The following is a 14,828-nucleotide window of genomic DNA, read 5'->3' as shown; positions in this document are numbered from 1 at the left end:
TCGCGACAGTGAATCTGTGTCCCTGCGCCGGGAAACCGGCGCTATCCAGGCAACAACAATAAGAGAGTCCGCTCTCATCAGACAAATTATGGATAGAACATCATGAATTTACACGAGTATCAGGCAAAACAACTCTTCACCCGGTATGGTTTACCTGCACCGGCAGGCTATGCCTGCTCCACACCCCGTGAAGCGGAAGAAGCAGCATCCAAAATCGGCAGCGGCCCGTGGGTCGTGAAATGCCAGGTTCATGCCGGCGGCCGCGGGAAAGCGGGCGGTGTGAAACTGGTTAAAAGCAAAGATGAAATTCGCGCGTTTGCCGAGCAGTGGTTAGGCAAGCGTCTGGTAACCTATCAGACAGATGCACTGGGTCAGCCTGTGCATCAGGTGCTGGTGGAAGGCGCAACAGATATCGCCAAAGAGCTTTATCTGGGTGCCGTGGTGGATCGCGGTTCACGCCGTGTGGTCTTTATGGCCTCCACTGAAGGTGGTGTCGAAATTGAGAAAGTGGCACATGAAACACCGGAACTGATCCACAAAGCGGTGATTGACCCGCTGACCGGCCCGATGCCGTATCAGGGGCGCGAACTGGCCTTTAAACTGGGTCTGACCGGTAAGTTAGTCAGCCAGTTCACCAAAATTTTTATGGGACTGGCAACCATGTTCCTGGAACGTGACCTGGCAATGGCGGAAATCAACCCGCTGGTGATCACCACACAGGACGAACTTATCTGCCTCGACGGCAAATTAGGTATTGACGGTAACGCCCTGTACCGCCAGCCGGAACTGCGTGAAATGCATGATCCGTCACAGGAAGATGCCCGCGAAGCACAGGCTGCACAGTGGGAACTGAACTATGTGGCACTGGACGGCAATATCGGCTGTATGGTGAACGGTGCCGGTCTGGCTATGGGCACCATGGATATCGTTAAACTGCACGGCGGTGAACCGGCAAACTTCCTGGATGTCGGCGGCGGCGCAACCAAAGAACGTGTGACGGAAGCCTTTAAAATCATTCTGTCTGACGAAAACGTCAAAGCGGTCTTCGTCAATATCTTCGGCGGGATTGTCCGTTGTGACCTGATTGCGGACGGGATCATCGGTGCCGTTGAGGAAGTCGGTGTCAGCGTGCCGGTGGTTGTGCGCCTGGAAGGGAACAACGCGGAATTGGGTGCGGAAAAACTGGCGAAAAGTGGTCTGAATATTATTGCGGCAACCAGCCTGACGGATGCTGCGAAACGTGTTGTTGCAGCAGTGGGAGCGAAATAATGTCTATTTTAATCGATAAGAACACCAAAGTTATCTGTCAGGGATTCACAGGTAGCCAGGGGACTTTCCACTCTGAACAAGCAATTGCGTACGGCACCAAAATGGTCGGCGGTGTGACGCCGGGCAAAGGCGGTACAACACATTTAGGTTTACCGGTCTTTAACACCGTGCGTGACGCGGTGGAAGCCACCGGTGCGACCGCCTCTGTTATCTATGTTCCGGCACCGTTCTGCAAAGACTCCATTCTGGAAGCGATTGATGCAGGCATCAAGCTGATTATCACCATCACTGAAGGTATCCCGACTCTGGATATGCTGACCGTCAAAGTGAAGCTGGATGAAGCCGGTGTGCGGATGATCGGCCCGAACTGTCCGGGTGTTATCACCCCGGGTGAGTGCAAAATCGGGATCATGCCGGGACATATCCATTTGCCGGGTAAAGTGGGGATCGTTTCCCGTTCCGGTACGCTGACTTATGAAGCGGTGAAACAGACGACGGATGCCGGTCTGGGACAATCCACCTGTGTGGGTATCGGCGGTGACCCGATTCCGGGCTCTAACTTTATTGATATCCTGCGTATGTTCCAGAATGACCCGCAGACAGAAGCGATTGTGATGATCGGTGAAATCGGCGGCAGTGCGGAAGAAGAAGCGGCTGCCTTTATCAAAGACCATGTCACCAAACCTGTCGTGGCGTATATCGCAGGTGTGACCGCACCGAAAGGCAAACGTATGGGCCATGCGGGGGCGATTATCGCAGGCGGAAAAGGCACCGCAGATGAGAAATTTGCCGCCCTTGAAGCTGCCGGTGTGAAGACGGTCCGCAGTCTGGCTGATATCGGTGATGCGGTAAAAGCGATCCTGAATAAATAATTTCTGCCAGTATTACACAGCCGGGGCTGGTTTCATGCCGCTTCCGGCTGTTTTTTGATCTGAACACAATTCCGCCATTTCTGCCTGATTACGCGCTTTTACTCACTGCCTCCTGTTATTGCTGTCGTTTTAATCAATTTTCTGAATTGTCCCGAAACGCCTGCTGTATCGTTTACATAGCAAAAAGTCTCAGGTATAAAAGGGCGTTTTTTATCATCTTGATTTATACTTAATTTTTGCGCCGTAAATGACTATTGTCATGCGTTAATACAAACAGACAATAACAGTTTTAGTGATAATTTATTTATAATTGAATTATCCGGCTCATAAAATTAACCAGGATTGCTGATGAAAATAAAAGGTTAATAAAAAGCGCATATATTATTGGTATTTTTCTGTTTGGTTGTATTTATGTGTACATTGCATTAACAATAAAATAACGCAATTACCATATCCGCGACCTTAATTAACACATAACGGGAAAATTGACGTAAATCAATATATTGCACTGGCATTATTTCGGTAGTTTGTTTAAATTGTGGCAGATCAAAATAGCCGAAAATGACTACACTGCGCATTATTTGATATATCCTCAGAATTCCAATCTGAATCACGCAAAAGCGGTTTATTGTGTGCAAATATAAGCGTACTATTATTAGGGTGTCTATTTAGGTGTTTTTTTGTTGCTAATTTGTTATTGCATTTAGAGGCATTTATTGCTGGTAGTTATGTTGCTTTTCTTTCTTCAGGAAAGCTTGGGTTGCCGCATGTCGGTGTCTTCCTGCTAGGAGCAAGGAGTCAAGATGTTTGATATTGTCGAACTGTCGCGATTACAGTTTGCCTTAACAGCGATGTACCATTTCTTATTTGTACCGCTAACATTAGGGATGTCCTTCATGTTAGCGATCATGGAAACGGTCTACGTCCTGTCCGGTAAACAAATCTATAAAGATATGACGAAGTTCTGGGGTAAGTTATTTGGTATTAACTTTGCTCTGGGTGTTGCTACCGGTCTGACCATGGAGTTCCAGTTCGGGACAAACTGGTCATACTATTCTCACTATGTCGGTGATATCTTCGGTGCGCCTCTGGCAATCGAAGGTCTGATGGCATTCTTCCTCGAATCCACCTTTGTGGGGCTGTTCTTTTTCGGCTGGGATCGTCTCAGCAAGAAACAGCACCTGATGGTGACCTGGTTCGTTGCACTCGGTTCCAACTTCTCTGCACTGTGGATCCTGGTGGCAAACGGCTGGATGCAGAACCCGATTGCTGCTGACTTCAACTTTGAAACCATGCGTATGGAGATGCTGAGCTTCTCCGAACTGGTTCTCAACCCGGTTGCACAGGTTAAATTTGTGCACACAGTGGCTGCCGGCTACTGTACCGGTGCGATCTTCGTACTGTCTATCAGTGCGTGGTATCTGATGAAAGGCCGTGATATCGCGTTTGCAAAACGCTCTTTTGCGATTGCAGCAAGCTTTGGTATCGCCGCCGTGTTATCTGTTATCGTGCTGGGTGATGAATCCGGTTATGAAATGGGTGACGTGCAGAAAACCAAACTCGCCGCGATTGAAGGTGAATGGCATACCCAGCCTGCGCCTGCATCATTTAACGTGATCGCATTCCCGAATCAGGAAAAAATGGAAAACAGTTTTGCGATTGAAATTCCTTACCTGATGGGTCTTATCACCACCCGTTCCATTGATACGCCGGTTCTCGGTCTGCGTGACCTGATGGTGCAGCACGAAGCGCGTATCCGTAACGGTATGGTGGCGTATGATCTGTTACAGCAGCTGCGCGGTGGTAATACCGACCCGGCAGTCCGTGATGCCTTTAATCAGAGCAAAAAAGACCTTGGTTACGGCTTACTGCTGAAACGCTATACCGACAACGTCGGTCAGGCAACGGAAGAGCAGATTCAGGCAGCAACCAAAGACTCCATTCCGCGTGTTGCACCACTGTTCTGGGCGTTCCGCCTGATGGTGGCAGCCGGTGGTCTGATGCTGATCGTTCTCGGTCTGTCATTCCTGAGTGTACTGCGTAACCGTGTCGGCAAATCAAAATGGCTGCTGCGTGCTGCTTTCCTCAGCCTGCCGTTACCGTGGATTGGTGTTGAAGCGGGCTGGTTCGTTGCAGAATATGGCCGTCAGCCATGGGCAGTTGGTGAAGTATTACCGACCGCATATGCAACGTCACATCTGGCAGCCGGAGACATTCTGTTCTCTATGGCGCTGATTTGCGGCCTGTATACTTTATTCCTGATTGCTGAAATGTTCCTGATGTTCAAATTTGCACGTCTTGGTCCAAGCAGCTTAAAAACCGGCCGTTATCATTTCGAAACGTCCCCGGCACAAGACGCTAAGTAAACAGGAGCCCACTTATGTTTGATTATGAAATATTACGGTTTGTATGGTGGATCCTGATTGGCGTACTGCTGATTGGCTTCACTGTAACTGATGGCTTTGATATGGGCGTGGGTGTTCTGCTGCGTGTTATCGGCAGAAATGATACTGAACGCCGTATCATGATTAACGCGATCGCACCGCACTGGGACGGTAACCAGGTATGGCTTATCACCGCAGGTGGTGCACTGTTTGCAGCATGGCCGATGGTCTATGCGGCAGCATTCTCCGGTTTCTATATCGCAATGATTCTGGTCCTGGCGGCATTATTCTTCCGTCCGGTCGGTTTTGACTATCGTTCAAAACTGGAATCACCAAAATGGCGCGGTATGTGGGACTGGGGGATCTTTATCGGCAGTTTCGTACCGTCATTAGTGATCGGTGTGGCCTTCGGTAACCTGTTACAGGGTGTACCGGTAGAAGTTAACTCCCAGCTGCAGGTGTCTTATGCAGGGAGCTTCTTCGGCCTGCTGAACCCGTACGGTCTGTTAGCCGGTTTAATCAGCCTGATGATGATCGTGGCGCACGGCGGGACTTACCTGCAGATGCGTACCACCGGTGATCTGCATGTGCGTGTGCGTAAAGCCACCACGATCACGGCTCTGCTGACATTTGTTCTGTTTGCGGCGGCTGGTGCATGGCTGATGTGGGGCGGTATCGAAGGTTTCCGTGTTGTCTCTGACATCGATCATTTCGGTGCGTCTAACCCGGTCAATAAAGAAGTGGTACAGGAAGCCGGCGCATGGATGGCAAACTTCAATGCCTATCCAATCCTGTGGATCCTGCCTGCTATCGGTCTGGTATCACCACTGCTGGTTGTGATGTTCACTGCAATGGATAAAGGTGCATGGGCATTCCTGTTCACCTCACTGACGATTGCCGGTGTGATCCTGACCTGCGGTACAGCGATGTTCCCGTTTGTTATGCCTTCAAGCATCGACCCTAACGTCAGCCTGACCATGTGGGATGCAACCTCCAGCCTGTTTACTCTCCAGGTGATGACAGTTGTTGCGATTATCTTTGTGCCGATTGTTCTCCTGTACACCATCTGGTGTTACGTGAAGATGGCAGGGCGTCTTGATAAGTCCTTCATCGAAGAGAACAAACATTCACTGTACTAAGGAGCAGACGAATATGTGGTATTTTGCATGGATCCTCGGAACGCTCCTGGCCTGCAGTATTGCTGTTATTGCAGCACTGGCTATTGAGCACAACGAAGATAAAGCCGCTTCAGGCGAGTAAGACGGATGCTTGATAAGTCTTACCAACTACTGGATAAGGGCCCCATCCGGGTCCTTGTCCTGCTGATGGCGCTGGGGCTGGCATTGAGTGTGATCTGGGATCCGTCGCGTTTTGCGGCAAACACCAGCTCATTACAGATCTGGCAGGGACTGCTGATGATCTGGGCTGTATGTAACGGTGCAATTTTCGGTCTGGCATTCCGGCCGGAGCGCACAATCTGGAAGATTCTGTTCCATCCGCTTCCGGCGGTGGTGATTCTGGGTTACGGCCTTTATCATTTTTTCAGCTGATGCAAACGTTTATGACTAAAAAGCCGTTCATCTGAACGGCTTTTTTCTTTTCTGCTTCCGCCCGGTTCACGGATAGCCCAGCAATGCGGCATTACCGGCAAAAAAACGGGCAAAATAATCAATAAACACCCGGACCTTCTGCGGCAGATGCGCAGCGGGCGGAAATACCATATTGATGCTTTGATCCGGAACCGGCTGACGGGTGAACACCGGAACCAGCTTCTCCTCTGCTAATTGCTCCCGGATATACCAGACCGGCAGCAGGCTGTAACCCTGATGTGCCAGTGTCATGGTGCGGATCGCCTGAATCGCGTTAGAGATAAACACCCGGTTGTCCGGTGCGGTCAGATACTGACGCCGGTTGATACGGGCGGTCAGGTTGCTGTTGGCGATAAAGGGCAGAGCGGCGGGGTCACTGCTCTCCGTCAAACGGTGCTGCCGGATAAACGCCGGCGTTGCCACATAACACACCGGAAAATCCGCGAGTTTGCGGAACCGCAGACCGCTGTCACTCAGTGTCCCCAGCCGGAACACCACATCCAGTTTCAGAGCAATCAAATCACTCAGGCTGTGATCGACACGGTAATCTGCTCTGATCAGCGGATAGCGCTCTGTAAAAGCAGGCAGCTGCGGCAGCAGAAATTGTCCGCCGAATTCTGCTGCGGCACTGAAACTCAGCGGCCCCTGTGGCTGCGCTGTCCCCGTTCTGACGGCATCCATCGCACTGTCAAACTGCTGTAACAGCGGTTTGAATTGCTGATACAGCGCCAGGCCGGATTCCGTCAGGGTAAACTGCCGCGTGGTCCGGTGCAGTAATGTGGTGCTGAGTTCGGATTCCAGGGCTTTGATATGCAGGCTGACCACCGATTTGCTCAGATTCAGGCGTGCAGCGGCACGGGTAAAGGAACCGGTATCCACAACATAAATAAAGGTATTGATCTTCTCAACGGATGTCAGCATAAGATTGTTTCTTTTTTTCAAACAGTATTGTCTATTTTGATGCATAGACGGCTGCGGTCAACAGCTTTTACACTGCTGGCCGGAGGAAACCATGACTTATCGTTACCGTATCGCCCTGATTTTTTTACTGGGCTTTTTTATTGATTGCGTCAATATCTTTATGTCGGCCATTACATTGCCTGCTATTGCGGAGGCCATGCAGGTGTCATCGCTGTCGGTGACCTGGGTGGCAAACAGTTATATTCTCGGGCTGACACTGATTATCCCGCTCAGTCCCCGGCTGGCGGCCCGTTCCGGGATCCGCGAACTGATGACGGCTTCCATGCTGCTGTTTGCCGCAGCGGCTGTGCTGGCAGGCAGCGCAGAATCCTTTGCTTCGCTGATTTTCTGGCGTTTTTTACAGGGCGTGGCAGGCGGATTACTGATCCCCGCCGGGCAGTCACTGACTTTTCAGTATTTTCAGGGGCGTGAGCGAAGCAAAATATCCACCATTATTATGATGATCGCGCTGATTGCCCCCGCGCTTTCCCCGATGGCCGGGGGGATCATTGTTGATCTGGCCGGATGGCGGCCTGTCTTTTATGTCAATGCGCCGGTGGCACTCTTTACAGCATTGCTGGCCTGGTGCTGGATCCGTGAACCGAAAACCGCTGCCGGAGATGCGCCGGATCTCAAAGGGCTGCTGCTGGTCAGCCTGACGCTGGCATCCCTGCTGATTGCCCTCTCTCTATACGGGGAATATCACAATATCACCGGCGCACTGGCGCTCGGCGGGCTGATGCTGTGCAGTGCCGGGCTTTATTACCGCCATTACCGGCAGGCCCCGCAGGCGATTATTGATTTATCGCTGCTGAAAAATACCCGGCTGTGGCTGTCGGTGGCGGTGTATTACGCAGTACCGGGCGTATTCACCGGGGCGAACATCCTCGCTATCTTCTATCTGACCACGGTTTCCGGCCTGAGTACCGCCGTCACCGGTGCGTTTATGCTGCTGTATGCGGCGGGGGCGATGGTGGCGATGCTGATCAGCGGCGCAGTGTATAACCGGACCGGTGCCGGGCGTCTGTTTATTATCAGTCTGCTGCTGCACAGCGGCGGTATCGCGCTGTTTGCCCTGACAGACAGCCACACCCCGCTGTATTTCATCGGTCTGATTTACCTGCTGACCGGCACCGGTGGCGGTATCGCCGCCAACTGCGCGCAAACCACCGCGCTGTATGATTTTCACGGCGCACAACTGAACAAAGCCAGTGTGATCTGGAATATTAACCGTCAGGTGGTGTTCAGTATTGGTGCCGCCGTCATGATGACGCTGTATCAGACCCTGAATTCGGTTGTTCCGGGGCAGGCATTTGCCCTGACATTTCTGGGGGGCGCACTGGCCGGGTTAATCCCGCTGATTTTCCTGATCCGCCCGCAGTTCCGTACTTCATTAAAACCCGCAGAGGAGATTATCCGTGAGTAATACGATGTTGTTTCAGCAGGCGTGTGATGAAATTCATCATGTTCATGACCTGATTTTTAAAACCTTTACGGTTGCGGGAGCAGAAGGGCGGGCAGCACTGTCTGAATTGCTGACCCACTTCACATCTGAGTTTTCCATGACCGGTATCAGCGGGGCTGTTATTGACCTTGCGGCGGTGACGGAGATGTTCACCCGTATACAGGGTAAGAGGCAGGGAGCACCGATTGAAACATCGGAATATCACTGTGTCAGCCTGACAGAAAACACCCTGTCAGTGCGTTATCTGGAGACACAGCATTTTGCCGGAAGCACCACCGTACGGCGCTCGCTGGTTATTCTCCGCCGGGAGGATACCGGAAAGTGGCGGTGGCATTATTTACATGAAACGCCGCTGTCTGCATAAAACAACACCGGCGGGTTGACGGCCGGTTTTTCAGCCGGTAAACGGGGGTTATAAATCCTGTTTTCACAAAATAAAAATAAGGTGATTTAATATATGAAATTACAATAAGTTAGATTATCCGGTAAATAAATCGGTAGCACAAAAATCCGGATAATTCCGGATTTTTGCGTGTTCATGAGGAAAAATGTCTTTTAATAAGTGTTTAATGATAGCTTTCTGAGCAAAAAATAATGCCGCTAAGGCATTGTAATACGTAACAAAATATTTTTTCATCTCAACCCTTCCGGGGGCTTGCGTGTTGGATAAAGGCGAGTATGATTAGCGCGCGGACAAACGGGCTTTTCTTATCTTTACGAACTAAGCATTTTCAATACGTTTGCTCTTCACGTATAGTTTGCAAGGCATGTTGTCTGATAAAAGTAAGTTGCGGGATATTCAATGTTCAGTTGGCCGATACGGGTTTATTACGAAGATACCGATGCTGGTGGTGTGGTATACCACGGGCAGTATCTGGCATTTCTTGAGCGTGCCAGAACCGAAATGTTACGGGAACGGGGCTTTCACCAGCAGCGTCTGCTGGAAGAGCAGCTCGGCTTTGTGGTCCGCAAATTAACTATCGATTACCACCATCCGGCAAGGTTAGACGATCTGTTAGAGGTACGCAGTGAGATCACCGATATCCATCGTGCGTCTCTGACATTTACGCAGACACTTATGCATAAAAACGGAACTCTTTTGTGTCGCGCAGAGGTACTGGTCGCCTGCGTGAATATTTCTTTAATGAAGCCGGTAGCGCTTCCTGAGTCTATTGTCGCGGAGTTTAAGCAGTGACTGACATGAATATCTGGGATTTATTCCTGAAAGCAAGTTACCTCGTGCAATTTATCATGCTGGTATTGCTGGGCTTTTCTGTTGCCTCGTGGGCCATTATTATTCAGCGCACCAAAGTCCTGAATGCGGCCACCCGTGAAGCAGAAGCGTTTGAAGACAAATTCTGGTCAGGAATCGAACTGTCCCGTCTGTATAAAGAAAGCCAGGCCCGCCGTGATGAACTGAGCGGGACTGAGCAGATCTTCTACTCCGGTTTTAAAGAATTTGCCCGCCTGCATCAGGCGAATGTGCACTCTCCGCAGGCGGTGGAAACCGGCGCGGCGCGTGCAATGCGCATCTCCATGAACCGTGAGATGGAAAATCTGGAAAACCACATTCCGTTCCTTGGTACTGTCGGTTCTATCAGCCCGTATATCGGCCTGTTCGGGACAGTCTGGGGGATCATGCACGCCTTTATCGCCCTGGGTGCGGTAAAACAGGCAACATTACAGATGGTGGCACCGGGTATCGCGGAAGCCCTGATTGCAACCGCAATCGGTCTGTTTGCCGCAATTCCTGCGGTTATGGCATACAACCGTCTTAATCAGCGTGTGAATAAATTAGAACAGAACTACGACAACTTCAGCGAAGAATTTCTGGCGATTTTACACCGTCAGGCCTTTGCTACTGCTGATAAGAAATAAGGCAGGAGATTATCATGGCACGTCATCGCGGACGCCGGCGGGAGCTGAAATCCGAAATTAACATTGTTCCTTTACTGGACGTGTTACTCGTGTTGCTGCTGATCTTCATGGCAACAGCGCCGATCATCAGTCAGAGTGTGGAAGTGGATCTGCCGGATGCCTCCGATTCTCAGGCCGTTTCCACCAATGATAATCCGCCGGTGATCCTGGAAGTCTCCGGTGTCGGCCGCTATACCCTGGTGGTGAAGCAGGATCGTCTGGAACTGTTACCGGAAGAGCAGATCATTGCGGCGGCAAAACAGTATCTGGCTGAAGATCCGAAGACTGTCTTCCTGGTCGGCGGCGCCAAAGATGTGCCTTACGAAGAGATTATTAACGGCCTGAATATTCTGAAACAGGCCGGAGTGAAATCTGTGGGCCTGATGACGAAGCCGATGTAAGGTTTGTTATGCAGATGTTTTCAGTCAGAAGGTTAGGGAATTAAGCGTGGGAAAGCTGAAAGAGCGTAAAGATAAATTAAATCGTTCTGTCATCACCTCTGTGGTGTTGCATCTTTTGCTGATTGCGCTTGTGATCTGGGGATCATTTGTAACCAAATCAGGGCTGACCGGCGGCGGTGAGGGCGGCCAGGTGATCGATGCCATTATGGTTGATCCGAACGCCATGGTTGAAAATTTTAACCAGCAGCAACAGCAGCAGGCCAACGCAAAACAGGCTCAGGCGCAGCGCGAGAAAAAAGCGAAGCAGCAGGAAGAAGAATTACGTCAGAAAGAACTGCGTGAGCAGGAGCGCTTAAAAGCAATTGAAGAAGAGCGCTTGAAGACCGAACAAAAAGTGGAAGATCAGAAAAAACAGGCTGAAGAGCAGCAAAAACAAGCTCAGGAAGCCGTGAAGAAAGCCAAAGAAGAGCAGAAGCTGGCGGAAGAAGCCGCAGCCAAAGCGCAGGCTGAAAAAGAAAACGTAATTAAAGAGCAGGCACTGGCGAAGAAACAGGCTGATGAGAAAGCCGCCGCACAGAAAGCCGCTGAAGAAGAAAAAGCCAAAGCCGAAAAAGCGGCTCAGGAAAAAGCCGCCAGGGCCGAAGCTGCTAAAGCGGAAGCAGCCAAAGCAGAAGCAGCCAAAGCAGAAGCCGCCAAAGCTGAAAAAGCAGCAAAAGATAAAGCCGCTAAAGAAAAAGCGGCCAAAGCTGCCGCGAAAAAACAGGCCAGCGAAGTGGATGACCTCCTCGGCGGACTGGCATCCAACGCCCCGGGCACAGAAAGCGGCGGTGCATCCGCTGCCGGTCAGGGTGGTGGCAAGAAGAGCGGAACAAACTCGGATGGTGATATGAACGGTTATATCGCACAGGTCCGGTTAGCGATTCAGGCGAAGTTCTACAATGCGGATCTGTACCGCGGTAAGACCTGTACGCTGGAAATTAATATCACGGATAAGGGGACACTTATCAGTGTGAATGCGGTTGGTGGTGATGACGGTTTATGTCAGGCTGCACTCGCGGCGGCGAAGCAGGCACGTATTCCTGCTCCGCCGAGCAAATCGGTCTGGCAGCAGTTTAAGAATACTAAACTGGACTTTAAGCCGGAATAAGCTGTAATACAGTGTGACTAACCAAATATATCCGGTTGTTAGTTTTTATTGCGGTATCTGGTTTTGGTTAGGAACGTTTGTTAAAATATGAGTCTGATGCGGGCATTGGCACAACGAGGGAGAGAGAATGAAGCAGGCAGTGAAATACATGCTCGGTTTTCTGATGCTGTGGGCGGCAGTTGCTCAGGCTGAAGTTCGTATCGAGATTACTCAGGGTGTTGATTCAGCACGTCCTATCGGCATCGTACCTTTCCAGGTCGCCGGCGGCGGCGCGGTACCGGAAGACATCGGCGCAATCATTGCCGCTGATCTGCGTAACAGCGGGAAATTTAACCCGATCGACCCTAATCGTATGCCGCAGTTACCGGGTACCGCATCTGAAGTGGTTCCTGAGTCCTGGACGGCGTTAGGCATTGATGCTGTTGTTGTCGGCCAGGTTCAGCCGGGTGCTGACGGCAACTATCTGGTGAGCTATCAGCTGGTGGACACCTCCGGTGCTCCGGGCAGCGTACTTGCACAGAACCAGTTTAAAGTCACCAAACAGTGGCTGCGTTATGCGGCACATACTGCCAGTGATGAAGTGTTTGAGAAATTAACCGGTATTCGTGGTGCATTCCGTACCCGGATCGCGTATGTCGTGGTTAAAAACAGCGGTGACTATCGTCACGAGCTGCGTGTGTCTGATTATGACGGCTACAACCAGTTCACCGTTCACCGTTCACCGGAGCCGCTGATGTCTCCGGCATGGTCACCGGATGGCGAGAAACTGGCGTATGTTACCTTTGAGAGCGGAAGTTCAGCCCTGGTTATTCAGAATCTGTCCAGCGGACAGGTGCGTCAGGTTGCCTCATTCCCGCGTCACAACGGTGCCCCGGCATTTTCACCGGACGGAACCAAACTGGCATTTGCGTTATCAAAAACCGGTAGTCTGAATCTGTATGTGATGGATCTCGGCTCAGGCCAGATGCGTCAGGTAACAGATGGTCGCAGTAATAACACCGAACCTTCATGGTTCCCGGACAGCCAGACGTTAGCGTTCACGTCTGATCAGGCTGGTCGTCCGCAGATCTATAAGGTTGGGATTAATGGCGGTGCGCCTGAGCGCCTGACGTGGGATGGGACTCAGAACCAGAATGGTGACGTCAGTGCTGACGGCAGTTTCCTGGTAATGGTCAGTTCAGGCGGCGGGAAACAGCATATCGCCAAACAAGATCTAGTAGCGAACAATTTCCAGATTTTAACGGATACGTTCCTAGATGAAACGCCAAGTATCGCACCTAACGGCACTATGGTTATTTATAGCTCCTCGCAAGGTATGGGAACTATATTGCAGCTGGTTTCGACCGATGGGCGTTTCAAAGCGCGTCTTCCGGCGACTGACGGACAGGTAAAATTCCCTGCCTGGTCGCCGTATCTGTGATGCATTAAAAATATGTATGGCAAATTATAAAAGGATCAAAGAGATGCAACTTAACAAAGTGCTTAAAGGGCTGATGTTAGCTTTACCTGTTCTGGCTGTTGCTGCATGTAGTTCTAACAAAAACGACCAGACTGATGCGGGCACTGTCGATAATGGCGCAAACGCTGGTATGTCTGCGGAAGAACTGGCACGCCAGCAGCTGCAGGAACTTCAGAACAACAATATCGTATACTTCGGTTTCGACAAATACGATATCTCTCCTGAATTCCAGCAAATGCTGGATGCACACGCTGCATTCCTGCGTAACAACCCGTCTTACAAAGTGACTGTAGAAGGTCATGCTGACGAACGTGGTACTCCGGAGTACAACATCGCACTGGGCGAGCGTCGTGCTAACGCAGCGAAAATGTACCTGCAGGGTAAAGGCGTTAACGGCGAACAAATCTCTATCGTTTCTTACGGTAAAGAGAAGCCGGCAGTTCTGGGTCACACCGAAGCTGACTACGCTAAAAACCGTCGTGCAGTCATCGTATACTAAGAGATATACATGAAAAGTAACTTCAGACGCCTGATGGTGAGTCTGTCGTTATTGATAGGTGTAGCGGCCCCCTGGGCCGCTATTGCTCAGGCACCCATCATCAATATCGGCTCAGGCTCCACTGATGACCGCCTCACGCAGCTCGAGCGTATTTCTAACGCTCATGGTCAGCTATTAACCCAACTTCAGCAACAAGTCATGGACAACCAGCGCGATATCGACATGCTGCGCGGGCAAATCCAGGAAAGTCAGTACCAGCTGAATCAGTTGACAGAACGCCAGCGCGAACTTTTCTCACAGGTGGATTCCCTCACCGGTGGCGGCAGTGCATCAACAGATAATACATCCGCAGCATCCGGTAATACGGGTTCTGCGGATACTGCCGCAACTTCCGCTCCTGCTGCTGCAAGTAAGGGCAATGAGAAAGATGACTATAACGCTGCGGTAAACATGGCGATGAACACCAAAGATTACGATGGTGCGATCAGCGCATTTCAGCGTTTTATCCAAAGCTATCCGAAATCCGGTTATCTTCCTAATGCCAATTACTGGTTAGGTCAGATGAACTACAACAAAGGCAAAAAAGATGACGCTGCGGCGTATTTTGCTTCTGTGGTAAAAAACTGGCCGAAATCCCAGAAAGCAGGGGAGTCCTTCTATAAAGTCGGGCTGATCATGCAGGAGAAAGGGGATAAAGCGAAAGCGAAAGCGATTTATCAGCAGGTTGTCGCACAATACCCGGGCTCTGCCGGTGCGAAGCTGGCTGAGAAAAAACTGGCTGGTTTATAACGGCCGGTTTGTTTTTTTGCTCAGAGTATAGCCCCGACCGGAGAGTTTTTTGCTCAACCGGGGCTAAGTGAGTGAAT

17 protein-coding genes are annotated in these 14,828 nt (G+C 50.8%); 15 read left to right on the top strand and 2 right to left on the bottom strand.

The features are described from left to right. The first annotated feature begins 102 nt into the window (after positions 1-102). The 6 genes from sucC (at position 103) to ybgE (ending at position 6,075) form a co-directional block, all read left to right on the top strand. Complete coding sequence (gene sucC / locus U868_RS0111675) at positions 103-1,269, top strand: ADP-forming succinate--CoA ligase subunit beta (protein WP_004235648.1); 1,167 nt, start codon at positions 103-105, stop codon at positions 1,267-1,269. Next, complete coding sequence (sucD, locus tag U868_RS0111670; RefSeq protein WP_004235649.1) at positions 1,269-2,141, top strand: succinate--CoA ligase subunit alpha; 873 nt, start codon at positions 1,269-1,271, stop codon at positions 2,139-2,141. Before sucC ends, sucD begins: the two co-directional genes overlap by 1 nt. A gap of 803 nt (positions 2,142-2,944) precedes the next feature. Further along, entirely contained in the window at positions 2,945-4,507 is a 1,563-nt protein-coding gene (gene cydA, locus U868_RS0111665; RefSeq protein ID WP_025153452.1) for a cytochrome ubiquinol oxidase subunit I, read from the top strand. A gap of 14 nt (positions 4,508-4,521) precedes the next feature. Further along, on the top strand, positions 4,522-5,664 hold the full coding sequence (gene cydB / locus U868_RS0111660) for a cytochrome d ubiquinol oxidase subunit II (protein WP_025153451.1): 1,143 nt from the start codon (positions 4,522-4,524) through the stop codon (positions 5,662-5,664). Between the two features lie 13 nt (positions 5,665-5,677). Further along, complete coding sequence (gene cydX / locus U868_RS24560; protein ID WP_071997709.1) at positions 5,678-5,785, top strand: cytochrome bd-I oxidase subunit CydX; 108 nt, start codon at positions 5,678-5,680, stop codon at positions 5,783-5,785. Between the two features lie 5 nt (positions 5,786-5,790). Continuing rightward, a complete protein-coding gene (gene ybgE, locus U868_RS0111650) occupies positions 5,791-6,075 on the top strand; it encodes a cyd operon protein YbgE (RefSeq protein WP_025153450.1) in 285 nt (94 codons plus the stop codon). A 66-nt stretch (positions 6,076-6,141) separates the two neighbouring features. Here ybgE and U868_RS0111645 read toward each other — a convergent pair whose 3' ends face one another. Then, entirely contained in the window at positions 6,142-7,035 is an 894-nt protein-coding gene (locus tag U868_RS0111645; RefSeq protein ID WP_025153449.1) for a LysR family transcriptional regulator, read from the bottom strand. Between the two features lie 91 nt (positions 7,036-7,126). On the opposite strand from U868_RS0111645, the gene U868_RS0111640 reads away from it, so the two are divergent. Together U868_RS0111640 and U868_RS0111635 are read left to right on the top strand one after the other, a co-directional pair. Then, the gene (locus tag U868_RS0111640) at positions 7,127-8,500 is read left to right on the top strand and encodes an MFS transporter (RefSeq protein WP_025153448.1); all 1,374 of its coding nucleotides are present in this window, start codon (positions 7,127-7,129) and stop codon (positions 8,498-8,500) included. Then, complete coding sequence (locus U868_RS0111635; protein ID WP_051583048.1) at positions 8,493-8,903, top strand: hypothetical protein; 411 nt, start codon at positions 8,493-8,495, stop codon at positions 8,901-8,903. The genes U868_RS0111640 and U868_RS0111635 overlap by 8 nt, the downstream gene beginning before the upstream one ends. Positions 8,904-9,017: 114 nt before the next feature. Here U868_RS0111635 and U868_RS25490 read toward each other — a convergent pair whose 3' ends face one another. Further along, entirely contained in the window at positions 9,018-9,176 is a 159-nt protein-coding gene (locus U868_RS25490) for a hypothetical protein (protein ID WP_162817228.1), read from the bottom strand. A gap of 165 nt (positions 9,177-9,341) precedes the next feature. On the opposite strand from U868_RS25490, the gene ybgC reads away from it, so the two are divergent. The 7 genes from ybgC (at position 9,342) to cpoB (ending at position 14,751) form a co-directional block, all read left to right on the top strand. Next, positions 9,342-9,734: a tol-pal system-associated acyl-CoA thioesterase gene (gene ybgC, locus U868_RS0111625; RefSeq protein WP_025153446.1), complete on the top strand. Its 393-nt coding sequence runs from the start codon at positions 9,342-9,344 to the stop codon at positions 9,732-9,734. Beyond that, positions 9,731-10,417: a Tol-Pal system protein TolQ gene (gene tolQ, locus U868_RS0111620; protein ID WP_004241620.1), complete on the top strand. Its 687-nt coding sequence runs from the start codon at positions 9,731-9,733 to the stop codon at positions 10,415-10,417. Before ybgC ends, tolQ begins: the two co-directional genes overlap by 4 nt. Positions 10,418-10,431: 14 nt before the next feature. Next, on the top strand, positions 10,432-10,857 hold the full coding sequence (tolR, locus tag U868_RS0111615; protein ID WP_025153445.1) for a colicin uptake protein TolR: 426 nt from the start codon (positions 10,432-10,434) through the stop codon (positions 10,855-10,857). Between the two features lie 46 nt (positions 10,858-10,903). Further along, positions 10,904-12,004 carry a cell envelope integrity protein TolA gene (gene tolA, locus U868_RS0111610; RefSeq protein ID WP_025153444.1) on the top strand — a complete coding sequence of 367 codons (1,101 nt, stop codon included), beginning with the start codon at positions 10,904-10,906 and terminating at the stop codon, positions 12,002-12,004. 127 nt (positions 12,005-12,131) lie between these two features. After that, positions 12,132-13,424 carry a Tol-Pal system beta propeller repeat protein TolB gene (gene tolB, locus U868_RS0111605; protein WP_025153443.1) on the top strand — a complete coding sequence of 431 codons (1,293 nt, stop codon included), beginning with the start codon at positions 12,132-12,134 and terminating at the stop codon, positions 13,422-13,424. A 43-nt stretch (positions 13,425-13,467) separates the two neighbouring features. After that, entirely contained in the window at positions 13,468-13,962 is a 495-nt protein-coding gene (gene pal / locus U868_RS0111600) for a peptidoglycan-associated lipoprotein Pal (protein ID WP_025153442.1), read from the top strand. A 9-nt stretch (positions 13,963-13,971) separates the two neighbouring features. Then, positions 13,972-14,751: a cell division protein CpoB gene (gene cpoB, locus U868_RS0111595; protein WP_025153441.1), complete on the top strand. Its 780-nt coding sequence runs from the start codon at positions 13,972-13,974 to the stop codon at positions 14,749-14,751. Positions 14,752-14,828: the final 77 nt, after the last annotated feature.

The organism is Morganella morganii H1r (assembly GCF_000633515.1).
In the GTDB taxonomy this organism is placed as follows: domain Bacteria; phylum Pseudomonadota; class Gammaproteobacteria; order Enterobacterales; family Enterobacteriaceae; genus Morganella; species Morganella morganii_B.
This window is presented reverse-complemented; position numbering and strand designations above follow the sequence as displayed.